This window comes from Candidatus Nitrospira salsa (assembly GCF_965152625.1).
Map to the genome: position 1 here is coordinate 116,007 of NZ_CBCUCO010000003.1, position 22,141 is coordinate 138,147.

General features: G+C 46.1%; 23 protein-coding genes and 1 pseudogene. 11 read left to right on the forward strand and 13 right to left on the reverse strand.

Features of this window, described 5'->3' with window-relative positions; translation table 11 throughout:
• Positions 1-56: 56 nt before the first annotated feature.
• The gene (locus ACWQXP_RS12015; protein ID WP_454063114.1) at positions 57-932 is read right to left on the reverse strand and encodes a TonB-dependent receptor; all 876 of its coding nucleotides are present in this window, start codon (positions 930-932) and stop codon (positions 57-59) included.
• Here ACWQXP_RS12015 and ACWQXP_RS12020 point away from each other — a divergent pair.
• Complete coding sequence (locus ACWQXP_RS12020; RefSeq protein ID WP_454063115.1) at positions 904-1,056, forward strand: hypothetical protein; 153 nt, start codon at positions 904-906, stop codon at positions 1,054-1,056. The genes ACWQXP_RS12015 and ACWQXP_RS12020 overlap by 29 nt on opposite strands.
• Here the strand turns inward: ACWQXP_RS12020 and ACWQXP_RS12025 are convergent.
• Positions 1,008-1,160, reverse strand: a complete 153-nt coding sequence (locus ACWQXP_RS12025) for a hypothetical protein (protein WP_454063502.1) — start codon at positions 1,158-1,160, stop codon at positions 1,008-1,010. The genes ACWQXP_RS12020 and ACWQXP_RS12025 overlap by 49 nt on opposite strands.
• 134 nt (positions 1,161-1,294) lie before the next feature.
• Here ACWQXP_RS12025 and ACWQXP_RS12030 point away from each other — a divergent pair, with 134 nt between their 5' ends.
• The 7 genes from ACWQXP_RS12030 (at position 1,295) to ACWQXP_RS12060 (ending at position 6,171) form a co-directional block, all read left to right on the forward strand.
• Positions 1,295-2,557 carry a sialidase family protein gene (locus ACWQXP_RS12030; protein ID WP_454063116.1) on the forward strand — a complete coding sequence of 421 codons (1,263 nt, stop codon included), beginning with the start codon at positions 1,295-1,297 and terminating at the stop codon, positions 2,555-2,557.
• 14 nt (positions 2,558-2,571) lie between these two features.
• Entirely contained in the window at positions 2,572-3,108 is a 537-nt protein-coding gene (locus ACWQXP_RS12035) for a TlpA family protein disulfide reductase (RefSeq protein WP_454063117.1), read from the forward strand.
• Positions 3,109-3,449: 341 nt separating this feature from the next.
• Entirely contained in the window at positions 3,450-3,713 is a 264-nt protein-coding gene (locus tag ACWQXP_RS12040; RefSeq protein ID WP_454063118.1) for a type II toxin-antitoxin system Phd/YefM family antitoxin, read from the forward strand.
• Positions 3,710-4,126 carry a type II toxin-antitoxin system VapC family toxin gene (locus ACWQXP_RS12045; protein WP_454063119.1) on the forward strand — a complete coding sequence of 139 codons (417 nt, stop codon included), beginning with the start codon at positions 3,710-3,712 and terminating at the stop codon, positions 4,124-4,126. Before ACWQXP_RS12040 ends, ACWQXP_RS12045 begins: the two co-directional genes overlap by 4 nt.
• 149 nt (positions 4,127-4,275) lie before the next feature.
• Positions 4,276-4,503, forward strand: coding sequence for a type II toxin-antitoxin system VapB family antitoxin (locus ACWQXP_RS12050; RefSeq protein WP_454063120.1), 228 nt, complete (start codon positions 4,276-4,278; stop codon positions 4,501-4,503).
• 1,062 nt (positions 4,504-5,565) lie between these two features.
• Positions 5,566-5,754 carry a type II toxin-antitoxin system HicA family toxin gene (locus tag ACWQXP_RS12055; protein WP_454063121.1) on the forward strand — a complete coding sequence of 63 codons (189 nt, stop codon included), beginning with the start codon at positions 5,566-5,568 and terminating at the stop codon, positions 5,752-5,754.
• A gap of 33 nt (positions 5,755-5,787) precedes the next feature.
• On the forward strand, positions 5,788-6,171 hold the full coding sequence (locus ACWQXP_RS12060) for a type II toxin-antitoxin system HicB family antitoxin (RefSeq protein WP_454063122.1): 384 nt from the start codon (positions 5,788-5,790) through the stop codon (positions 6,169-6,171).
• Between the two features lie 616 nt (positions 6,172-6,787).
• Here ACWQXP_RS12060 and ACWQXP_RS12065 read toward each other — a convergent pair.
• Together ACWQXP_RS12065 and ACWQXP_RS12070 are read right to left on the reverse strand one after the other, a co-directional pair.
• Positions 6,788-7,051 carry an IS30 family transposase gene (locus ACWQXP_RS12065; protein WP_454063123.1) on the reverse strand — a complete coding sequence of 88 codons (264 nt, stop codon included), beginning with the start codon at positions 7,049-7,051 and terminating at the stop codon, positions 6,788-6,790.
• Entirely contained in the window at positions 7,035-7,388 is a 354-nt protein-coding gene (locus tag ACWQXP_RS12070) for an IS30 family transposase (protein WP_454063124.1), read from the reverse strand. Before ACWQXP_RS12070 ends, ACWQXP_RS12065 begins: the two co-directional genes overlap by 17 nt.
• On the opposite strand from ACWQXP_RS12070, the gene ACWQXP_RS12075 reads away from it, so the two are divergent.
• Positions 7,365-8,478, forward strand: a protein-coding gene (locus ACWQXP_RS12075; protein WP_454063125.1) for an IS3 family transposase whose coding sequence is annotated in 2 segments (ribosomal slippage) — positions 7,365-7,643 and positions 7,645-8,478 — 1,113 coding nt in all. Because the reading frame shifts where the segments join, the coding sequence is not laid out codon by codon here. The genes ACWQXP_RS12070 and ACWQXP_RS12075 overlap by 24 nt on opposite strands.
• Here ACWQXP_RS12075 and ACWQXP_RS12080 read toward each other — a convergent pair.
• The 4 genes and pseudogenes from ACWQXP_RS12080 to ACWQXP_RS12095 all read right to left on the reverse strand — a co-directional run bounded on the left by ACWQXP_RS12080 (position 8,399) and on the right by ACWQXP_RS12095 (position 14,132).
• Entirely contained in the window at positions 8,399-8,848 is a 450-nt protein-coding gene (locus tag ACWQXP_RS12080) for a helix-turn-helix domain-containing protein (RefSeq protein WP_454063126.1), read from the reverse strand. The genes ACWQXP_RS12075 and ACWQXP_RS12080 overlap by 80 nt on opposite strands.
• A 105-nt stretch (positions 8,849-8,953) precedes the next feature.
• The gene (locus tag ACWQXP_RS12085; RefSeq protein WP_454063127.1) at positions 8,954-12,064 is read right to left on the reverse strand and encodes a P-loop NTPase; all 3,111 of its coding nucleotides are present in this window, start codon (positions 12,062-12,064) and stop codon (positions 8,954-8,956) included.
• Between the two features lie 240 nt (positions 12,065-12,304).
• Entirely contained in the window at positions 12,305-13,255 is a 951-nt protein-coding gene (locus tag ACWQXP_RS12090) for a hypothetical protein (protein ID WP_454063128.1), read from the reverse strand.
• 137 nt (positions 13,256-13,392) lie between these two features.
• A pseudogene (locus ACWQXP_RS12095) lies at positions 13,393-14,132 on the reverse strand (DUF899 domain-containing protein).
• 595 nt (positions 14,133-14,727) lie between these two features.
• On the opposite strand from ACWQXP_RS12095, the gene ACWQXP_RS12100 reads away from it, so the two are divergent.
• Positions 14,728-15,144, forward strand: coding sequence for a CBS domain-containing protein (locus tag ACWQXP_RS12100; protein WP_454063129.1), 417 nt, complete (start codon positions 14,728-14,730; stop codon positions 15,142-15,144).
• Positions 15,145-15,345: 201 nt separating this feature from the next.
• Here the strand turns inward: ACWQXP_RS12100 and ACWQXP_RS12105 are convergent, their stop codons facing one another.
• The 4 genes from ACWQXP_RS12105 to ACWQXP_RS12120 all read right to left on the reverse strand — a co-directional run bounded on the left by ACWQXP_RS12105 (position 15,346) and on the right by ACWQXP_RS12120 (position 18,497).
• Entirely contained in the window at positions 15,346-16,290 is a 945-nt protein-coding gene (locus ACWQXP_RS12105) for a sugar phosphate nucleotidyltransferase (protein WP_454063130.1), read from the reverse strand.
• 200 nt (positions 16,291-16,490) lie between these two features.
• On the reverse strand, positions 16,491-17,363 hold the full coding sequence (locus ACWQXP_RS12110) for a prohibitin family protein (RefSeq protein ID WP_454063131.1): 873 nt from the start codon (positions 17,361-17,363) through the stop codon (positions 16,491-16,493).
• A gap of 24 nt (positions 17,364-17,387) precedes the next feature.
• On the reverse strand, positions 17,388-17,765 hold the full coding sequence (locus tag ACWQXP_RS12115) for a hypothetical protein (protein WP_454063132.1): 378 nt from the start codon (positions 17,763-17,765) through the stop codon (positions 17,388-17,390).
• A 582-nt stretch (positions 17,766-18,347) separates the two neighbouring features.
• Positions 18,348-18,497 carry a hypothetical protein gene (locus ACWQXP_RS12120; protein WP_454063133.1) on the reverse strand — a complete coding sequence of 50 codons (150 nt, stop codon included), beginning with the start codon at positions 18,495-18,497 and terminating at the stop codon, positions 18,348-18,350.
• A 563-nt stretch (positions 18,498-19,060) separates the two neighbouring features.
• On the opposite strand from ACWQXP_RS12120, the gene ACWQXP_RS12125 reads away from it, so the two are divergent.
• Positions 19,061-19,402, forward strand: a complete 342-nt coding sequence (locus ACWQXP_RS12125) for a hypothetical protein (protein WP_454063134.1) — start codon at positions 19,061-19,063, stop codon at positions 19,400-19,402.
• A gap of 1,118 nt (positions 19,403-20,520) precedes the next feature.
• On the opposite strand, the gene ACWQXP_RS12130 is transcribed toward ACWQXP_RS12125, so the two are convergent.
• Positions 20,521-22,104: an efflux transporter outer membrane subunit gene (locus ACWQXP_RS12130; protein WP_454063494.1), complete on the reverse strand. Its 1,584-nt coding sequence runs from the start codon at positions 22,102-22,104 to the stop codon at positions 20,521-20,523.
• Positions 22,105-22,141 lie beyond the last annotated feature (37 nt).

The following is a 22,141-nucleotide window of genomic DNA, read 5'->3' on the forward strand; positions in this document are numbered from 1 at the left end:
GTTTTGACCTAGCCCTGAACACGAAAACCCTTCCTTATGATTATGAACGACTGAACTCAAAACCGTGCAGTCACACTCAGTTCATACGTCCGCGGTGCACCAATCAACACTTGATCAGGATAAAATTGCGACCCCCAGATTGCATACGTCTTGTCAAACAGATTGCGGCCCCGAAGCGTCAGCCAAAATTGCCTATACGCCACCGACAGCCAGGCATCCGCAGTCATATACGACTTCAGACGTATCGTATTCGCATTATCATTATACCGATCTCCGACATAACGCCAGGCCGCGCCAATATCGAGCGGAATCGAAACCGGCAATCGATAGATGGACCAGAGATTGGCCACGGTCTGCGGGACTTCAGGAGGACGATTGCCATTACGTGAGACCAGATTTCCTCCTGATAATTGGGAAAACCTATCAAACTTCGCTGAGAGAAATGTCACATTTCCCTGAAACCGCCACGCTTCCGTCAACTTCGCAGCCAGATCAACCTCAACCCCTTTGGACGACTGCTTCCCGACGTTCACAGACTCATTCTGCGAAATCTGGGTTAAAATATCCTTGCGTCGGATATCAAAATAGGCAACGGTCCATTCTATTCGATTTTCCCACACTTGTCCTTTGATACCCACCTCCCACTGTTCTCCGGTCGCCATGGTAAATCGCTGACCAGGGCTCAACGTGAAGAGGCTTCCAGCGACGGGATCGGCTGCGGTGGCGTATTGCCCATACAGGGAAATCTGAGGAAGGACATCGTAGACCACGCCGACACGCCAAGTCAGTGGGTCAAAATTCTCTGAGAAACTTGTCGTTGGATTCAACACGCCTGCTGTGTTAAACCGTTCCCGTTCGAGATGAATCAGATCGTACCGTATCCCAGCCACAATCTTCCTTGGAATGCCTGGCCGAATTTTATATTTCTTCATTGGATTGGCTCCAACAGTTATGCTTGTTACCGGTCTAATTTTTTATCGAAAAAAACGTTCAACCGCAAAGAAACTTCAATCGCAGAAACCCAACGCACTGCTCCAGATCTCAGACTCACAATGACGTGCTCTCCGACCTAAATCACTCACCACCTCTTCACATCCATCATCAGTCCACACAAAACTGTAGTATCCATAGGCATTAATGAGCATAAATAAGTAGAACATGACCATCCTTCTCATTTAATTTGATGAAACGGTACAATGATCCAATATTCTAAATTACGTGCAAACAGGTCAGACGCAGGGATTTGCTTTTTTGTAGCTCTTAACAAGAAACCTCATACCGAAAGTTTATAAAGATGAAACACTTTTCCTCCTTATCTAAATACTCCATCGTGGCCGGCATGACGTTTTGTCTCTGGGCCAGCGTTCCGTTTGTGGCCAGTGCGGAAACCACGCATGAGATTTCCCTTGGGCAACAGTTATCCATCAACCATGGACATGCCCAGGTTTCTGGACCAACCATGCAGATTGATGACCAGGGAAGCCGGCACGTGGCCTGGCATGAAGCCGGCGAGGAGCAGAATAAACTTTTTTACGTCAAGATCGATCCCAAGGCGACAACCATTCCGGAAGCCGTACAGGTCAACGACAAGGGACCATCCGTTGCCTCCATACATCAGTCACCAGGATTGGCCTTGGGATCGAACGACGAAGTGTATCTGTCGTGGTCTTCTCCTCAAACTCAACAATCAAAAAACCCGTTTGCGAGTACATTGCGTCTCAGTGCGTCAACAGATCAAGGAAAGTCTTTTGCGACACCGATCACCGTCAATGATGATGAGACGCCAACAGGACATACGTTTGACAACTTGTGCGTCGACGCAAAAGGCACCGTGCATCTGGCTTGGATTGATGAGCGAACAGGAAAAAAACAACCGAAAACCTATGTCACGCGTTCACAAGATCAGGGCAAGAGCGTCGCCAAAAATCTGCAGTTAGAAGGTGAAACGTGCGTCTGCTGTCGAACCGCACTCGCCACGGCACCGGATGGAACAATTTACGTGACCTGGCGACAGATTCTAGACGGCAAATTTCGAGAAACCGTTGTCGCTCGATCCGAGGATGGAGGACAGACCTACTCCGCACCGGTCGTGGTCGGGAATGACCAATGGAACTTTCCTGCGTGTCCGCACCGACCGGCCTCTATCGCGGTTGATGGACAAGGCCGGCTCTATGTCGCCTGGTATACCGAAGGACCTGATGATGTTCCCGGCGTGTACTTAGCTACGTCCGACGACGAGGGACAAACCTTTTCTCCCCGTAAAAAGCTTAATGTTTCTCACAGCACGTTCCCGGACAAACCGCAAATGGCGGTCGACCAGTTAGGACGCGTCTTGATGGTGTGGGAAGAACTTTCGCCCGTTCGACACGAAATATTCTTTTCATACTCACTGGATCGGGGGCAGACATTTAGCCAACCGCAACGGTTAAATAAAGCCAAAGCCCAGCATCCAGCCATCGCCGTCAATCAACAAGGACAAGGTGTGGTGTCTTGGGTCGAACATGCCTTTCCCAACAATGTCACCATGATCCAAGATCTTCATCTTCCTCAATCGTAAACGACAGCATGAGCATGAACGCACGATACACATGGGTGATCGCCTTGTTACTACTCACCATGCTGATTTTCAGCACAGGACTATCATGGGCCGCCAATCCCTTTGATCAGTTACGCATCTCCCGTGAACTGGCCGGCACTCCTATGCCGCCATTTGAGCTCAAGGCATTGGACGGGAAACTGCTTCATTCATCAACACTCAAAGGGCAAGTTGTGCTACTCAATTTCTGGGCGACCTGGTGCGGACCCTGTAAAGAGGAAATGCCCGCGCTCGCCAAGCTCAAACACCATTTCAGTAATAAAGACTTTCTTTTGTTGACGATCACCGCAGATCTCCAGCCTGAAGCTATCACGGCGTTTCTGAAAATTCTTAAAGTCGACTTCCCCGTCCTCCTCGACAGAACCAACGAAGTCTCGCATGCCTATATGGCCCGAGCCCTACCCCTGACCGTCCTCATTGATCAAGAGGGTAAACTTATTGGAAAAGCTATGGGCCCCCGTGAATGGGACAGCCCTGAAGCCATTGCCATGATCAAACACCTTCTCGAATAACCCTTACCCCATCCAGCCCTGAATTAATCTCAGCTGAAGTAGCAAGAACACGCCCTTAGAGTCATAGGGTTATAGCTAACCTACGACAGTTCCAAATTTTCACTGATTAATAAAAGATCCTCGCCGCAAGCAACGGGGTATTCAGAAGAAGAGCTATTCTTTTTGAGACACCACGGTTTCTCAAGCTCTTCCCTTTGTTTGGTGACTCCGTAGTAAGCTACGGGGAATAGCTAGATTTATCAATTAAGATTTTTTGCAATAATTAAGACGAATTGAAGATTCAGCAAAGTATTGATCAGGCAAGTCTTGCATTTATAGTCACTCATGACTATAATATAGTCATGAAAAATGTTGGCATTGCGGATCTCAAAAGTCATCTCAGCGAACATCTTCGTCATGTTCGACGAGGGAAAAGCCTCACGATCTTAGATCGGGATACGCCAATCGCTCGAGTCGTGCCATTTCATGAACAAGGTGGCGTGCTCAATGTACGCTCACCTCTCCCCCACAGTCCTAAACTTCAGCAAATTTCGTTACCCCCCCCTCTTCGCCTACGCAAAGACATCGTCACCCTCCTTCTAGAAGAACGGCAGACTGAGAGGTGATCGCCTATCTTGACTCCTCGGTCTTGCTGCGAATCATCTTAGGGCAAAAAAATTCTCTTAAAGAGTGGAAAAACATTGAGCGAGGCGTTGGGTCAGCATTGCTGGAAGTCGAATGTTTGCGTACGTTGGATCGGTTACGACTTATTGAAGATTTAGACGACAACGCAATCGCTGCCCAAAGGGAAGCGGCATATCGACTCATTGAAGCTGTGGAAGTGGTCGACATCACACATTCTGTACTGGCACGAGCCGCTCAACCACTTCCAACTGTCCTTGGCACCCTCGATGCCATTCACTTGGCTACGGCCTTATTATGGCGAGAGCAGATCGATCAGAAATTGGTGATGGCCACACATGATCTCGCACTCGGCACAGCAGCTCGAGCCAATGGCCTCAAGGTTGTAGGTATATAAAAAGGCGTGAACGGGAGGCGATAATCATAAAACTACTAGCTTCTCTATACAAATGCGAATGGCTAACCATTAGCGGACCGACGAAGCGTTTGACCGGCCAAAATTTTCAGTCTATTCTTTATGTGTAAAATTTACTCATGGTGGAGATCATGTCAACATACTTAGCCCTTGAAGATGCCCTCTTGAACAAGGCCCTCCAGACCGGTGGCCTTCGTACTAGAAAAGAGACTGTTACAAAGGCATTGGAGGAGTTCATTCAACGTCACCAAAAGCAACGACGCCAACAGCGAAAAATATTCCTGGCTATGGGAACCATCGAATTCCGCGAAGGATGGAACTCTAAAACCGATCGGCAAGATTGCAAATATTGTCGTTGATACGTCAGTATGGTAACTCGTCCTTCAGAGGCCTCAAGTCGAAGAACATCTTCCCTTTGTTCAAACTTTTTGATTTCATACTCCGAGTAGCCAGATAACACCCTAAAGCTAGGGGTTACCACATCTCCTTCAAACAAATTCCGATATAATGTCTATTAATCATGTAGATCAGGGCAACTGACAAAGAGTTAGTAGAGCATTAAAAAAATGTCAGAGCTTCGAAGATTTTGTGGAATGGACTGGAAACCCTGTTGCGATGAGTAATTCTGATTACTTTGAAAGCGGGCAAATCGTGACTCGACATGACCACGCCTAATCTCTTGAAGGAAAGAGAAAAGACTTACTCAGCCTTTCGAGCCTTATAAACTGAAGCTACGTTTTTCTACTCGAAAGGCACCGAGCCAAAAAGGCTAATGAGGTTGATCACCGCCCAAGCCACGATCACGACAACTGCAATAACCCCAAGTTCGGCCATTGAGTCCATGGTCTCACCTCTCATTGACTTGCATGTTTTAGCCATGCTTCGTCCGGACAAATTTTGAACACTCATCGACGTGGGTTTTGAAGTTTTGAAAGTGCAAAAATCGTTCTCCACTCAGAACCCAACAGTGTTCTAATGGCAATCACGAGAAAGCATCGATAATTCAATGCGTTCGTTCACAACCATCGAATGGATGCTTTCCGCACGGAATCTGAAGTCGTTCGGATTCACACCACACGACCTGTGCGTATCCGATCAACCGGTCATCGAATTCAATAATTGATAAAAGAGAAGACAGCTTTATGACACAGGAGCTTGCATCCAAACTCCAAGAGTCACAACTCATTATGGAAACTCTTTCTGGATGATTGCGAGTTGGAAAAAATACGTGGGTAAGAAAAGATCGGGACTAAGATATTCCCCTTTTGGGATGCCATACCTTATAAAACTAAATCTGACCCCAATATCAATACAATATCAATATCTTGACAGAGCCTGCTAATGGGTGACCCCAATATATACGTACATCTTCTTGCATTAATGCGCATTCGTGTGTATCTTACTGTAAGATAAAGAACACAATGAACAGTAAGGAAATTATCAAAGTGCTCAAAAAAGACGGATGGGTTCAAGTTACCCAAAAAGGCAGTCACAGCCAATTTACCCATTCCAGTAAAAAGGGCCGAGTGACCGTTCCTCACCCGAAAAGGGATATCCCGATTGGAACGCTGAAAAGCATTGAAAAACAGAGCGGCCTTGCTCTGAGATAGGCCACTCCACTCCAGGAAAGGAGGCAGAAAACAATGGACTATATTGCGATTATCCACAAAGACGACGGGAGTCACTACGGTGTAAGCTTTCCTGATTTCCCAGGCTGTATCACAGCAGGACGCACCGTCGATGACGCAAAGGATATGGCCACTGAAGCACTGGCCCTGCATGTAGAAGGATTGCAGGAAGACGGTGAAGATATTCCCAAGCCTTCGAGCCTCGAAGCCATCATGCAATCGCCAGAGTTTGCTGACGGCGTGGCGTTCTTAGTAAGCCTTCAACAGCCCGACAGAACAGTGCGCGTAAACCTGACAATGACTGAACGCGAATTACAGGTCATTGATGCAGCGGCGGCGGCGCAAGGAATGAAACGCTCCACCTATCTGGTCAAAGCTGGGCTTCAATCTGCTCACTAAGGATCCGTGCAATCATACCTCGAACGAATTCACCAGGGTGACATGCCTGACACATGAAATTTCGAATGACAAGAAGCATCATTATCCACACAGTATTGGGGGTTAGCATCTAGTTTTATGAGGTTAATTTGGGAACGGCTTAAAGTATCAGGGGGGGGCGCCCATCGATGGACCTCAAATCAATCCGGCGCTGGCCATTTGATGAAGTGGTCATCAAAGGCAAAGGCTTCGCGAATGTTTCGATTGAGAGCGACGGCGAGGCACGCACAGTCAAAAGAACTTCATGCTTTATCGGCATATTTCGTTTATGGGGTCGGGATGCTTGCTTCGTGATATAGAATAGGTTCAACAGCGAGACGGTTATCGTTTGAAAAACATCAGCAGCAAATTTGAGCCATTAAATGTCGGGATGTGAGTTTCCTCACAACCCAGGTACGGAAGGGAAGTAAAGACAGCCCAAAACTCTACGGTACAATCCAAATACATAAAATGCTATATCATGAAGAAAGCGTCTTGACCCCTTTTTTTAATTTATACCTTATAAAACTAGATTTGACCCCTTGAACTTGAATCAAGCTTTCTTGAATTCAAGTCATAAGTGCAATTTTCTCGGCTTCTACACGAGCGGGACGAAGTGCTTGTTGAAGAGCTGATTGGGGGGTCGATACCCACGGGTTTTCCTTGGCCGATTATTGAGATGGTCGACGGCGTGTTTCACCTGCTGCCACGACACCGTTCGGAAATCCGTGCGCTTCGGAAAAAACTGGCGCAGCAGGCCATTCGTATTTTCATTGATACCGCGCTCCCATGATGAATAGGGATGAGCAAAGTAGGTGGTCGCCTCGAGGGCTCTTGACTTCCGCTTATGGTACGTTATCAAAGGTCAGAGTCTGCACCCGCTCTTTGAAGGGCCGCAGTAGGCGGATGATGGCCTGACTGACTACCTGAGCGGAGCGGCTCAAGACACGCGAGCAGGCCGTATACAGGGAGGCGCGGTCCACGACCGTGACCAACACGCTTTTTCTCTCCTCCCCAATCACCGTATCACACTCCCAGTCACCCAGGCGGGTTTTCTGTTCCACTTCTTTCGGCCGTTCAGTAATCGAGACCCTATAGTGGCCCCCAATATTCGGACAGTGGGTTAAGATTGTGGATAACCCATGTATTCCATCATTGAGGAAGAGGTCCGGAGGATGTCCAAGAAACGGAAGCGCCACAGTGCAGAATTTAAAGCGAAGGTCGCGTTGGAAGCCATCAAGGGGGTAAAAACCGTCCAGCAGCTGGCCAAAGACTTCCAGGTGCATCCTACGCAAATTACCATCTGGAAGAAGCAGGTCAGTAGCCACGTGGCGGAGCTCTTTCAACGGAGGGGTGGGGGAACCGATGGAGGTGCGGAAGAAGCATTGCGGCAGGCCTATGAAAAGATTGGCCGATTAGATGTGGAACTGGATTGGCTGAAAAAAAAAGTGGGCCCTGTCTCCTGACCAGAAACGTCAGCTCATTGACCCGGAGCATGCCATGCTGAGCATTCATCAACAATGTGGCCTCGTAGGCCTGTCACGGTCCGCTTACTATTATACGCCGACGCCCGAGACGCCGGAGAACTTACAGCTCATGCGACTACTGGATGCCCAGTATCTTGTCACGCCCTTTTATGGAAGTCGTCGCATGATGGTGTGGGTGAATCAGCAAGGTTATCGGATCAACCGGAAGCGTATTCAGCGCTTGATGCGCCTGATGGGCCTTGAAGGGCTGGCCCCTGGGCCACAGACCTCTGTGGCGCACCCAGCTCATCCGCGGTATCCCTATTTACTGCGGAATGTGGCGGTGGTACGCCCCGATCAGGCTTGGTGTGTCGACATCACCTATGTGCCCATGGCCATCGGCTTTATGTATTTGGTGGCCATCATGGATTGGTTTAGTCGATACGTGGTGGGCTGGGCCGTCTCTAATTCTCTCGACACGGACTTTTGCTTGGACGCACTGGAGCAGGCGTTCGCCCATGGGGTCCCAGACATTTTCAATAGTGATCAAGGTGTCCAATTTACATCGCAGGCGTGGATTACTCGGGTGGAGCAGGCTGGGAGTCAAGTGAGCATGGATGGGCGAGGCCGGGTCTTTGACAACATCTTCATTGAACGATTGTGGCGCTCCCTCAAATATGAAGATATTTATTTGCGTGACTATACAACAGGACCAGAATTAATCCGCGGGTTGACCGCCTATTTCACCTTCTATAATGAACAACGCCCGCATCAGGCTCATGCCTACCATACACCCGCGGAGATCTATCATCAGAGACCGTAAGAGAAAGAACCGAGGGCAATGCCATCTTATTTTCACCCATTTCCTGTCTTGACATTGGGGTCCACTTTACGCTCACCTGCTCGGGACTCAAGTACTGACGGATAAGCTGTTCGATGACGGGCGCAAACTCAGCCGTCACCTTTCGATGCTTGAGTTGCTTGGCATGGTGTTTCCGGTATTGCACAATGTCCTTGGCCCAGTGATAGGTATACAGATGACACTGTGGGTAGGTATTCCGTTTGAGTTCGCGGCCGATGGTGGAGGGATGACGGCCTAGCACACGGGCGATGGCGGTTTGCGTGCTCCCTTCTCGCCGAGCCTGCCAGAGGTAAAACCCTTCTTCATTGCCCCTGTGATGATAGTGCTTCATGCTTACGGCTCCTTGGGTGAAATGGATGACGTCGCCACCGAATCGTACCCGACTGGAGAGGCTTGAGAAATTGCACTTATTATATGAATCCGCGCTCTAACTAATTCATGATGGATCATTTTCGAAGCGGATATTTAAGGCGCTTGGTCCTCTCATTGAGAACCCAATTTCAAAAATTACCCTTAATCCAATATCGAAGCTTTTCCATTTATCGTTTCCAATATTAACCTTATGCGCATAAATCCAATCATTAAATCCATCTCTAGATATGAAACAATAAGTAAATTCAAGCCTGATCACTTCTCCTGAAAATGTTTCTTTTAATGGCAGGACTATTTGGTCTTTTAGCTCTGGGGGCAACCTAGCCTCTTTTAAATTCCGAAAGACCTGTCGACTTTCGTCGAATTCACCATTAATAAACAATTGGCGTCCGAAAAGTCTTTGAGCCTTATAATTCTGGTCTCCTTCCAGGAAAGATTTTCTTAAATGATGTAGTAATAATTCTTTATTTCTTTCCTCCATTTCGATTAAAAGTTTTGAGTATTCAAAATTCAATCTAAGCTCATTTGGTTTTGCATTAATTGCTCTTTCTAAGATATTTTTAGCTTTTTCGTTCTCGTCCTGGTGTTTGTAGTATCGTGCCAATCTAATTCCGATATTGCTATTTCGTTCATTAGTTTTAAAGGCACTTTCGAGCGATTCTAAAACTCTATTCGAATCTTGTAGTAACCTTGCTAATTGAGCTTCTGCCTCAAGTAAGTGAGATGGGTCAGAAACTTTAGATAACCCCTCTGACAGATTTCCTTCAATATCTTTAACTATCGATTCTATGTCTTCAAATGCAGGCTCTTTGCTCGGATCGTTTATTAAGGCTTTAAGTCTCTTTAGTCCTGCTTTGACTAGTGTGTGATGAGAATACCCTCCGGAGGGGTTAGACCTTCTGAGCCGTTTAGCGATATTGCATGCTTTAGCTAAAAATTTTTCCCTTTCTAAAGTTGTCCTTGCACTGTCAGCTAATCGTAAAGAGAGCTCGGCAATGGAATGGTCAATGGCTTGCATTTGGTCGGTTGGCGAAACCTTCTTGGCCCTAATTAAGTAGTCCTGACAAACATGCAGATCCCCATTGTCTCTGTTCATTTCATAAATGCCCATTTGGTGGAGCAGGTATGGTTCTTCTCCAATATATTTAATGGCTCTCTGATATATATTATTGGCCATTTCATGACTAGGAAATAATTCTATCAATGCACGACCTTTCATCATTTTCTTAAAGGCCTGACGATCAGCCTGATAATCAATATTGAGAGCCTCAAAGCACTTAAGGTAAGTATTGAAGCGTTCTTCTTTATCTCGGAGAATTCGCTCGAAAACTATTTCTGCTATGTGGGGATGCCTTGCCCTGTAACAATAATCTCGTATTGTGTGAACGTAATCAGCGTAAACGATTTTCTCTAAAGGGGAAAAAAGGCGGTTTTGGAAATCCTCGAAGGCAATATCATGAATTCGAGAAATTATGCCTGCTCTTACGGGAACATTTAGGCGATTCAAGGTGCAAATTGTTAAGTAGATAAGCTGGGCATTTAAGGGGACAATATTTTTGTATTCGTCCTCAATTATTTCTTCAAATGGCCGACCTAGCGTTGCTTCATGTAAGGCGACTAATAATTGCCTCCCAGCACGTTCTTCAAAGGCTTCTCGTCTTTTTTCGATTTCAATCTCTTCAAGTGTACCCAAAGATCGATGGGTTTCTAGTAATTTTAAAAGTGCCTCAATTTCACTTTTTGAGAGATACTCCAATTCATAGGAATTGTGGACGTACGGAGACAAAGATAAACAAGAAATATTCCACTCATTTATCCTTTCAGCAACTACAACTGTTAATTGACCGCCCTCAGGCCCAATTTTTCTTATTAAGTTTTCTAATTCATGAGCTCTGTCTGCGGCATCATCTATAAATAGATAAATGCGTTTCTTGCAAAGGTTAATAATTTCTTGAATAGCGGCTGTGACAATTGAACCTTGGGGTTTTAGGTATAAACAAATGGATTCATATTCTCTTGCCGCGTCCCAAGCAATTCTTTTAAGCAGAACCGATTTTCCGGCTCCCGCATGGGCTTTAATAAGAATAAGCTCAATGTCTTTTCTGTGATCCGATTCCTGAATTAGAATATTATCGGAAATGATTGTGTCTGTTAACTTTCTCCTAACATCTAGATTTTGTTCAATGGCGGACCATCCAGGATTAAACCCTTTGTAGAATTGAGGAGGGGAGATAGTCTCGGTAGAAACAACACTACGTACGTACTCCACGTCTATTTCTAAAAATTGCTCTGCATTCGAACTTAATGTTTGATTAGATCTGAAGTTTTCTATGATCGGGAGTTTTTCCGGTGTTTTTAGAACAGCTAATCCTCTTAATGTTGGAGCTATTGTACTGTTTAATGTTTTCAAAAATTCTTCAAATGTACCTTTAATTGGAGTTATTTTCCTGGAATCCCAATGTCGTCTTTGAATTTCATCAAAAGAGGGGGAGAGAAAATAATAACGAGGACGGCTGGAACCAAGCTTGTCTAATTCTAGTAGAATTGTACGGATATCTGGGTCCTCTAGACTGTACCCAATGAATACAATTGTGTTTTCAAAAGCAAGATCATATAAACGATTGAAAATTCGATCTCGTCCTGATCGATAACTGATATATTGATCAGTTGAGAGAATCAGTGGGCAAGAACTATTGGCTGTTCGAGTGATGCATCCATGTAGTTTTAATAACTGAAAACTTTTCAGATCTCTTAACTTTTCATCAACTCTATCACCATTTTCAATGAATGGTTTGGGAAGCTGAATAGCATTACTCGTCTGTTCATAGGATTTTTCAATTAAACGGTCAAAATTTGTTGTGGCTATGGCTCTCCAGACAAATTGAACCATCAATTTGTGGGCATTGGTTGGCTGAAGATCCTCGAATATTTCCCGAATGTATTCTTGAACCGTAATTAAGTCGAATTCGCTGATGGCATATTCACTAATTTGCGTTAGTGGAGAATTTTTATGTGATCCTCCCAAAAATTTATTTGCAAGTAATTCCGCTAAAGCTTTTCCATCAGGGGTTTCTTGACCTTGTGAGTTTGTGGCCTTCAAAGATGCCCCAGCACCGAGGAATAGCACAACCTTTCCCTCCCTCACCTGGGGTACCAAGCCACTGGGAATTTCCATAGGAACCCTCCATAAAAAGTCGAAATTAATTAAGAGTTAATCTAAAATCAATTAAGGATTATTTTTCTTAATAAATCAATAGTTATGAGAAAAAAGAATGGTGGTAAAAGTACAGAATACAAACCACCTTCCAGAAACAGGCCTAAAACAGGTTTTTTCTCAGGAGGTGAGTTGGCAGGATCTTTGTAAGTATTTGTTTTGTTAGCGAGTCGTACAGGGATCGAACCTGTGGCCCGCTGATTAAGAGTCAGTCGGGGGATACATAATCACAGCCAACGCGTCATGATCGCTCAGCACGTCTTTTAACGGCAGGGATTGTGGGTTTTCGACTTTAAGATTTCTGACGGCAATCAGGTCGGGGCCGATCTGACGCACGAGGGTTAACCCATTCGATGCGAGAAATTCTTTCAAAATCTTACCATCTTGCTTTTCATTTTCCGGTCGGAGATTCGAATCCATACCAATGAAGAGTGACGCGTCTTCAGGAACCAACCGCTGTAATGCCTCGGTGATTTGACGGAATTGTAGAACTCGCGCATCGATGCTGTCTTGTCCACGCCCAGAATCCATGTGGCTGTTGAGCACCCAAAAGTTCCCGAAGTTGACGAGCTGAAAGCCTTTTGAAAAGAAATTATCGGCTTTGTTGAGTTTCGTATTCCATCCCGCAAATGCTTCATAGGGTTCGGTATGTACGAGTTCAGGTTCGTCTCCGGCCAACATGAGTAGGCCAGGGCTCAGGCAAATTTCACAAAAAACTCGAAGCGGCCACCAATCGCCACCGCCCCCTTCTTCGAAGACCGGATGATCAGCCCAGACATGACCCGTGTAACGAGCAATTTGCGCGGGCCGGACGAAGGCTTCTTGAAACAGTACCAGGTCAAACTGTTTGGCTAGGTCACCAATACAGACTACTTCCTCCTCAGTATGACCACCTTTTGAAACGTTGGATTCCCCAAGCAGACGGTCATGAATGTTCCAAACCAACACATGCAGACCGTTTGTCGTTGTTGAATCGGAAAGCGCCGAGGCATCGATACCCGATTGCCAATCGGTTTGGCACGTTTCAGTGAGTCTCGGCTTCGTCTCAAATTTCCCCACACAGGCGTTGAGCATCAGTAATACAAGCAGAGCCAACACAAGCCGATCTGCTGGCCAAAGCAATCTTCGTGGTATGTCGACAAGCAAGAGCATTTTCTAAATCCTATGTATCAGACCAATATCGAACAAGGTTCAACCTCTACAGGAATTTCCGTCTCTCTGCTCATAGCAGAAGCGCAAGAGAGGAAAAAGATCAATGTAATCAAGACAGCATTTTCGACAATTCCAGTTCACAGTTTATTCGCGTACGGATCCACGAAATGAATGTCGTCGTAGCGATCCTTATGCCTCAGCCATTCCATGCCATAACTCAGTCCAGTTTCATCGCGACCCTTTGGAACGATGTCAAGTAAATGATACGCGCCGATGAACATATCGAGACCGCGAGCGTATGACGAATAGGTGTGGAAAACACTCCCAGATTGATCCTTGAAAAACACGCTGACTCCTGGGCCTTCATTCACTGGGAAGCGCCCGGTCTCATAGTTGTAATAGACGTGCTGCTTCTCTATGTCCTCTGGCTTGAAGGAGGCCTGATAGTCCCATTAAAGTCGCTCTCTAATGAAGACAGCCATTTAAAATGCCATCCCATACGTTTCTTGAATGCTTCTAGCTTTGCGAGTGAAGCACGCGATACGGTGACCATGGTGACATCACGATGGTTCAAATAAATAATTGACCGTTCATAATGATCGGCAAGAAATGAGCACGACTTACAGCCCTCATCCCAATCAGGATCAAACATAAAATGGTAGATGATGAGTTGGCTTCGGCCATCAAAAAGATCAGCCAAACTCTCTTTCCCGTTTGTGCCTTCGAACACATATTCCTTTTCAACTTTTTCCCAAGGAAGATCCCGACGTTGCTGACTCAGCTTGTCACGCAGTCGAGAAAATTGCTTCTCTTTGGCCAGCAGCTCCTTACGTGCGGCAACCCACTGTTCGTGCGAGACCACAGTATGATTAGTCATACTACTACCCTCCTTCGATAGCCCAAATACTCCCCCATGCAAAGTAAACCAGGGGAGCACTAAAGATCACACATGCTTCCTTAGCTACAGTCACCCATCGTGTAGAAAAACTCTTCTTTCGTGATTTTCCTGTTCTCGACGGTGTACAAACCCATTTCATCCATCGTCATACGCTGGCCCGTCTGCTTGGGCATCACATCGTATTGAAAATGTGTACACGGTAACAACTCATCAAACTGACTTCAACGTTTGCGCAACACCATGCTCGAGAACAATGCGCCGCGCTCAGCTGCGTTCCAATTCTCTCGAGCCTAGATGGGGTGAGAAGTCGTGCGTTCGCCGATGACAGCAAGTGCTAAACCACCACGCTCAAAGGTGAACGCGCACGTTCTACACTTCTAAGCAACTGTTGAGGCAAAAACACCGTCAATTTCTTTTTCTTCTACTTCTACATCCTAGAGCAAAGTGATACAATGAGGACCACATCTGGTCTTGCATGGCAGCTTTTCCTGAGAATTCCGGCAAGAGGAAAGAGGGTTGGATGGTCCTCATATTTCTCAATGCCTTTCAGATTCCATCATAAGGAGGTGTTTCAATGTCAGACTTAGCGGAAATCATGAAAAAAGAGATTAAATCGATTGATGCAGGCAAATCGCTCATCATGGCAGCTCGTCAGATGCGGGACGATCGCATTGGATCACTGTTGGTTAAAGCCAAAGGCGACTATGTGGGCGTGATCACCGAAACGGATATTGTGCGGAAAGCCGCGGCCGAAGGCAAAGATCTCTCCAGTCTCACCGTCGAGGCCGTCATGACGAAACCAGTGGTGAGTATCGAATCGACCAAGACTGTTCGCGAAGCCAACGATTTAATGGGTGAATGCGGAATTCGTCATTTAGCCGTGAGCGAAGCTGGAAAAATTGTTGGAATTGTTTCCGTGCGTGATATTCTCCTGGCATTTAAAAGTTACGCTGAACCCACCTACTCTGAACCGAAAATTGCTCAAGATTAGATTGGAGAAGTATTCTTAGCCTGTTGTATCTTGAGATAAAAGCTGACTATTCAAAATTCAGGGTTCATGCAACTCTGATCAAATTCAGAAAAAATGCGATGCTCTCATATGCTTGCGTATGAGAGCAAAAAACGACGGGCATGAATAAAGCTGAAAAGGGCTTAGGATAATAATACGGTTTTCCAACTCCGTTTCATACAATCAGGTCGCTAATTGCGGAATACGAAAGCTCGGCTTTTTCCCTAGAAATCCCAATGTTTCAATAATTCTTTCTGGCCGCCCCCAATCACTCCAAAGAATGCCTTGCAACTCCATGATGGCGAGATGGGTGACAATGCGTTCCAGAAAGTTTTTTGAAAAATTCTGCTGGGGCATTTCCTGATAAATTTCCTCTAACGTCAACGCTTCTTGCGGAGTACCTATCGTTTTTTGTAACCGATGAAAGAGTCTCAGCATATCCGGACACCATTGTCCACCCAAGGCCCAAAGCCTCTGACCATAAGCGGTGACGATCATGGTGTTCCAAATTCCTCCTTTTTGACTTAACGCTTGAACCGTTTGCTCATCTGGTTTTTCAACAAATTCTTCTACAGCATGAATTGGAACTCTAGGATTCACGGCTAACGCTTGACCTGGACGAATCCATCCGTATTCGCCCTCTGGTGAGTTTGGAATGGCGCCCAATAAGATGACCCGTTCCTTGACACGCCTGACCGCCGAAACCGTCTCCCGTACCATTCGATTGAACTTTCGATGGGGAGCGATAAAGTGATCGGACGGATAAATCGTGACAATGGCGTTGGGGTCCCAATGATTGATGTAGGTCAAGGCAAAAAAAATGCCGGCTGCGGTATCACAATTTTTCGGTTGAATCAGAATGCGTCCTTTGGTTTGAACTTCCAGTTGCCGAAAAATTTCTTGGCGATGCGACTTATCGATGATCGTGACTTTATGCTCGGGAGGAGATGTTTGATCGGCTCGATCCCACGTATGTTGCAGCATTGATCGTTTCCCGACAAACGCACAATATTGCTTGGGCTTGGGGTAGCCCAGCCATTTTTGAATAAACGGTCTCATTCGTTGGCCTTCTCCCCCAGCCAAGATGATGCCCCAGTGGTTTCCATTTTTATTTAGTCGATCAGGCATACGTATTCACCTTTCGCATTCATGTCAGCAACCTGACATCGCCGACAAGGAAAGCGCACACTGTGTCATAAGACTTCATAAGATTGGGATCAATAGCATATACAAGTCTGTCTCTGGACTTTACCTTGCACACGAAACATCTATGACGAATAGTTTTGACCTCCGTCGCGACGAAATACTCGCGTGAGTGTTCAAGAGGTTCATGGAGCCATGTTCCTCTGCGTCCGTTCTGTCGTATCGGTATTCAAAAGAAGAGGAACGTTCATATTGCTTGGCAGTAGAACAAACTTTGAGTTCGTCGAGTCATAAAGTTTGAATCGTAAGTATTCGGGGGTCAATGTTTTTGAAATATTTTCCTGAGCTTTCGCTTGCCCTTCGGCTCGGATTCGAAGGCTTTCGGCTTCTCCCTCCGCTCTGATCCTTAAAGAATCGCCTTCTCCTTTGGCTCGTCTTCTGGCAATCTCGGCGTCTTTCTGTGCAATCACCAGCTCAAATTCCTTTTGTTCATTCTCCTGTTCTTTGGCCTGTTTTCGTTCAATCGCATCTAACACCACTTTCGGCCATTCGATATCCGACAGTGCGATACTTCGAATCTCAAGATGCCGACCTTTTAATTTTTCTACCAAGACTCCCTGAATTTTATGCGCAATTTCCGTACTCCGTTCTGGAATATTCACCATCACGTATCCCGAAATCACACTTCGTACCGCGGAAAGAAATTCTGGCCTGACAACTTTTGGGTACCAATTCGAACCGACTTCTTGGGCTAAAAAATAAATTTCTTCCGGTATGGGTCGTATTATGATGGCGCTCTTCATAATTACCTGCAAATCGTCTGAGCTCAAGGCATCGACTTCCTCAGTAAAACTTCCCCATTGAACTGGATAGACAAACACATCATTCCATGGCGCTCGCCAGTAAAATCCATCTTTCAGTGGTTCCTTGATTAGACCTTCAGATAAAGGATGCCATCGCAGACCTCGCTCCCCTGGCTTTACGGAGACGCCACAACCAAACGACAAAAGAATACTGCCAAGGAGCAAAGATTGTAGAATCCAATGAAGAAGTTTCATGTTATCCTCCAGACATTTTATCCCTTATTCCTTACCCTCACGAGTTGTAAGGCTTACCGCGTGAGGGCGAAACGAAGGCACTCCAACATGTTGAGCGGCTAACTTTTCTCGATCATACGCCTCATTGATATAAAATTCTTCTAACAGTTTCGCGCTTGTTACCCATTCTGAATCAGGGCCAAACAGTTGCGCATATCGTTCGGACTTGCGCCTTAAATCTTGAACCGTTTGTACCATGTGAACAGCCTGATTCAGATACTGTTTGACGATGAATCTTTGATCTTGCGAAGGATCCAAATTATTAAGATTGATGGGCACCACAGCAGGCTTTTGACACCCAATACTCACCATTATCAGAATGAGCAACATACCTTGAATGCACCAGTGAGAGAAGCGATTCATGAGAAGACCTCCCTTGCTTAACCCTTGCTCAGGCCATGAATGAATAATTATTCCCTAGACTCTCAGCGAATGTTTTCTGAATCTCTTTCATCACGACGCGAACCGTCACACCTCAGTTGGATCAATCGTTTCTTCTGAATCCTTAAACATCAAGATTCATACCAGAGGCTTGAAGGTCTGGGTAGGCACGCATAACGCCTGAACAACAAGGCTTTAACTTGGGAATCTACACATAAAGTCTTTCTTTCCCGCTGGAATTCGTGCAATACCTCACATTCTTGTTCGTTCATATTCGCTCTACACAACGAAAAGGTTTCGTAAATAATATGAGGTTACGCTCTCAACGCACGAGACCTAAACTTACAAGAAGAGTCGTTTTCCTAGAGCGACAGCATCAACGGTGAAGCAAAAGCAACAGTGCTCCTAGCGACTCTTTCAAATGAATGTAAGACGAGAAAAAATAGGGTTATAGCGAAGCCAAATAAGTTCCAGTAGGACTAACCCTTGGATACGATTGTTCGTAGGACCAAACGTAACTGATGAACAGTTTGCCATGACGACTTCATTCTTTTGAGGTCCCCATTACTGGTATCCAAGTACCTTAGCGTGCTTACCTACTTCAAACCTTGGAATGTTATACCCGCTTGGATTATAGCGAATACAAATACGCTCCAGCTCAACCATGAGGACTTTCAACGCGATATCCCATGTGTCACGAGTACGAAAAATCATTGAATCGGCTATAACTGATAATGATTGACGTCTCATATCACGTATGGGACATCAAAATTGAGCAAGTTGGTGCTTCATCGTTTCGGTATAACTGAAATGGCTATAGGATCTGGATAAGAAGTAAATCATACTCCCCCTTCTTTGTAATAAAGTGATGAAGTGAAAGAGCGTTACTTCCATTAGGGTCTATGCAGTCAACTTTTTTGCACAGTGCAAAACGTGCAGTTTTGAACACTTCTGCAAGAATTTTGATTTCCTCTCATGTTTCTCTTTCTGGAAAAGCATAAAGAATCAACGCAAACGAGTGACACCAAGAAAAAGGTATAAACGTTGCTTTGCTTTAGTTAGCACCAATAAGAAGAACCTAAGCCTATGGTTTGTATCGCCCTAAAATTTTTACAAAAAAAAGATATATGATGATCCAGAAGTAAAATCGTCTATTTGAATATCTATATCTGATAGTACCGGGGTTACTGACTTTGTATTTGTTTTAAGAAACACGGTCAGATGGAATCGAAGTTTTTGTCAATTCAACCAACCTTTCATGTGAAGGAGGTAAGATTATGAAACACCCACGGTTTTTTCAAATTTCCTTGATGATCCTTGCAGCCTCTTTGCTCTGTAACGCAGGGTCGGTGTTCGCTTCGACCGATTGGGGGAAACTTACTACCAATAAATCGAATTCACTTCCCGCTTTGAACATAAAAGCGGTCACCGGTGAAGTGCAAAGTATGGGAGAGTATGTGGTGGTCGTAAAAGATGCAATCGGCACAGAGACCCCCCTCCGAATAGATCGGTTTACAGCGATGATTGGAGATATTCAATATGGGGATCTGGTAGAGGCGCATATCAGCACAGATGGTTGGCTCATATCGATGAGACGACTCGACGGATTTTTTAAATAGTTGGAGATTTATTGACCTGACTCCACTTATGTTTAAGCCATGTGATGAAACAGGCAAAACAATCAGTTCGTGGAGTCTTTAGGAAGTTCCCAGGTGGTTGAATGATCTGTCGTCATTCAACCCCTGTTACCTCCGCCCTAATTTTTGAAAATTCTACGGTCAAGGAAAGAGAAGACCAGTGGAACACTCTCTCACCTACGTCCACGTCTGAAAATGTACTTTACTCAGACAATCGTCTATGAGTTGCAGCGGTGTGAGTTAGGCGGAACAAAAAGATTGGTAGAGGCCAGAGGTACTCAGGGATCAGGATTAGAAAAATTCAAAAGAAAGTTTGGCTAAATCTAGACGTTAGCAAAGACTACCATCATTTTGATTCACTATATATAGCGAATCCAAATAACTTCCAGCCGATTCAAATAAGTCAACTCAGCGCGAAACACCGCTTCATACGTTCGGAAACTCATTGGAACGGCTATAGACCCGAAGGTTCCATTTTTCGATGTCCAACATTCCATGGACAAAAGCTTCCAATGAACACCTTGATTGTTTGTCCTTACTCGACCCATTCTTCCGTTGCACTTCGCAATCCTGTAAATCCCTCACAAAACGTCAAGTCGAACTCGCTGATCACAACATAGAGCCTTTCTCCTATTCTGTTCAAACAGGATGAGATGAGTTCAGTCAACCGACTCAGGCCCGGCTCGATTTCCATCAATTGGGCGAGGAGCGGAGGTTAGTTAAACGGCATCACTGTGCACGTAATGAAGTTGTGAAGGAAGCATTCGTTCAATTCGCTTGAATTGCAGACAACACGCTTCGAAAAGCCAACATTGCCATTGCTTATGGCTCTCAAGGTATTGCTGTTTATCAAATATGTATACCCTGAACGGTAACAGATGGCAGCACAGCCACTACTCAATGTCGTTATTCCAGTTTATGCTTTGATCATTCATAGTCATACACAATTTCCACCGCTAGCTTAATTGGGAAGCTCAAACCGTTCATACTTGACATGGCGCGCTCCCGTTTTTGGTATCCCATTTTATACATAGCCATCCCAAAAATCTGCTCAAGGCAACCATGCTCTCAAGATGATTGATGAATCTTGGTGACGACGGTTAAGGAACTGAAGGCTTTGTCAAATCATTATTTACCGAGTTAGTGCCTGCGTTGACATCGATTCCCCCGGCAGACGGCGGTTTGTCAAGATCGACATATTGGAACGTGCCGAAGGGTTGAATCTGCTCATCGGCGGGCAATTGGTTACGATTCCAGCCTCCGCCAAGCGCACGGATGAGAGCAACCGAGGTTTTCAGCAGTTCAGCCTTGATCTGTACTGATTCAATGCGAGCTATCAGCGTGGCGACCTGCGCATAAATGAGTTCAAGGCTGGAAGCTAGCCCGCCTTGATAGAGCTCCGTCGTCAAATTTTGCGCCTTGAGCGTAGCTCCGACAGCGGCATCCTGTCGATTGGCGGCAAGGGTTAACCGATTGGTGAGACTCAAATTGTTTTCGACTTCGCGAAAAGCGTTGAGCACCGTCGAACGGTATCGATCTTCCGTCTCGCGATAGGCCGACCAGGCCTGTTGCAATTGAGCGCGGCGATACCCACCCTGGAAGACCGGCAGGGAAATAGTAGACCCGTAGGACCAGAAACTCGTGGCGAGCTTTATCAGACTGAATCCAGCGTCTTCGAACCCACCACCGGCCGAAAAACTCACCTCGGGGAAAAAGGCCGCACGGGCGATACCAATGACGCGGTTCGCTTGCGCCATCCGGCGCTCCATTCCAGCGATGTCTGGTCGACGCTCTAGCAAGGTGGAAGGAATTGTCTTGGGAATTGCGAAATCTGCCACTCGAAGGTCGTCGACCGGTTTAAGCGTGAAGCTAGCCGGCGCCACGTTGACGAGGATGGCAATCGCCTGTTCCGTCACTTGGCGTTGGCCTTCTATCTGGGCTAATTTTGTCTCTGTGCTATACAGCAAAGATTCGACACGGGCGACGTCGAGTGCCGACGCAATCGCGCCAGCAAACTGGGCCTTCACAAGGGCAAGCGAGCGTTTGTAGAGAGCGATCGATTGAGAATAAATCGCCATCTGCGCGTCGTATCCACGGAGCGTGAAATAGTTCGCTCCAATTTCTGCCTGAAGGCTGAGCCGCGCGAGTCCATAGTCAGCAGCCCGCTCCTCGGCTCGGTAAAGTTCGGCACGCGTGGCATTACGAAGTGCCGACCAAAAATCTGGCTCCCAGGACGCAAGTCCCCCCGTGGAAATGTTCGTGTCCTGATTGGGTTCATCAAGGCCACGAAACAGACGATTGCGAGATTGCCGATTGTTTGAAGCGTCAAACCCCAGGCCGGCGCGAGGCAAGTACTGCGATCGCGCCTTCATCATCACATCGCGCGCCTGAACGAACCGTTCAGCGGCGGCCTGCAAATCCGGATTGGCCACCATGGCCTGTTCTTCAAGGCTGTTCAGAATTGGATCGTTAAACAGTTTCCACCAATCCGGTCGTAATTCACCATCCGACGGCTTCGCCTCGACGAAGGGACTTGCCCCATGCCATGTGGCTGGAACAACGTATTGAGGGGGATCATAGTCAGGCGCCAGATCGACGGCCGGGAACCAACTGCAAGCCGGTAAATTGAGGGTCAACAGTAACAAGCCGCAACACCACACGCGAGCGCAAGAGATGCATGACATTTTGGGGCATGTTCGTACTTTTTTATACATCATGTGT

Bases quoted from the DNA above. Each gene is read 5' to 3' on its own strand.
- ACWQXP_RS12020 (WP_454063115.1), top strand. From the start codon at position 904: ATGCCTGGCCGAATTTTATATTTCTTCATTGGATTGGCTCCAACAGTT.
- ACWQXP_RS12100 (WP_454063129.1), top strand. From the start codon at position 14,728: ATGTCAGACTTAGCGGAAATCATGAAAAAAGAGATTAAATCGATTGAT.
- ACWQXP_RS12040 (WP_454063118.1), top strand. From the start codon at position 3,450: ATGAAAAATGTTGGCATTGCGGATCTCAAAAGTCATCTCAGCGAACAT.
- ACWQXP_RS12015 (WP_454063114.1), bottom strand. From the start codon at position 932: ATGAAGAAATATAAAATTCGGCCAGGCATTCCAAGGAAGATTGTGGCT.
- ACWQXP_RS12110 (WP_454063131.1), bottom strand. From the start codon at position 17,363: ATGAAACTTCTTCATTGGATTCTACAATCTTTGCTCCTTGGCAGTATT.
- ACWQXP_RS12030 (WP_454063116.1), top strand. From the start codon at position 1,295: ATGAAACACTTTTCCTCCTTATCTAAATACTCCATCGTGGCCGGCATG.
- ACWQXP_RS12105 (WP_454063130.1), bottom strand. From the start codon at position 16,290: ATGCCTGATCGACTAAATAAAAATGGAAACCACTGGGGCATCATCTTG.
- ACWQXP_RS12055 (WP_454063121.1), top strand. From the start codon at position 5,566: ATGAACAGTAAGGAAATTATCAAAGTGCTCAAAAAAGACGGATGGGTT.
- ACWQXP_RS12085 (WP_454063127.1), bottom strand. From the start codon at position 12,064: ATGGAAATTCCCAGTGGCTTGGTACCCCAGGTGAGGGAGGGAAAGGTT.
- ACWQXP_RS12035 (WP_454063117.1), top strand. From the start codon at position 2,572: ATGAACGCACGATACACATGGGTGATCGCCTTGTTACTACTCACCATG.
- ACWQXP_RS12120 (WP_454063133.1), bottom strand. From the start codon at position 18,497: ATGATTTTTCGTACTCGTGACACATGGGATATCGCGTTGAAAGTCCTC.
- ACWQXP_RS12125 (WP_454063134.1), top strand. From the start codon at position 19,061: ATGAAACACCCACGGTTTTTTCAAATTTCCTTGATGATCCTTGCAGCC.
- ACWQXP_RS12080 (WP_454063126.1), bottom strand. From the start codon at position 8,848: ATGAAGCACTATCATCACAGGGGCAATGAAGAAGGGTTTTACCTCTGG.
- ACWQXP_RS12025 (WP_454063502.1), bottom strand. From the start codon at position 1,160: ATGTTCTACTTATTTATGCTCATTAATGCCTATGGATACTACAGTTTT.
- ACWQXP_RS12115 (WP_454063132.1), bottom strand. From the start codon at position 17,765: ATGAATCGCTTCTCTCACTGGTGCATTCAAGGTATGTTGCTCATTCTG.
- ACWQXP_RS12130 (WP_454063494.1), bottom strand. From the start codon at position 22,104: ATGTCATGCATCTCTTGCGCTCGCGTGTGGTGTTGCGGCTTGTTACTG.
- ACWQXP_RS12060 (WP_454063122.1), top strand. From the start codon at position 5,788: ATGGACTATATTGCGATTATCCACAAAGACGACGGGAGTCACTACGGT.
- ACWQXP_RS12090 (WP_454063128.1), bottom strand. From the start codon at position 13,255: ATGCTCTTGCTTGTCGACATACCACGAAGATTGCTTTGGCCAGCAGAT.
- ACWQXP_RS12050 (WP_454063120.1), top strand. From the start codon at position 4,276: ATGTCAACATACTTAGCCCTTGAAGATGCCCTCTTGAACAAGGCCCTC.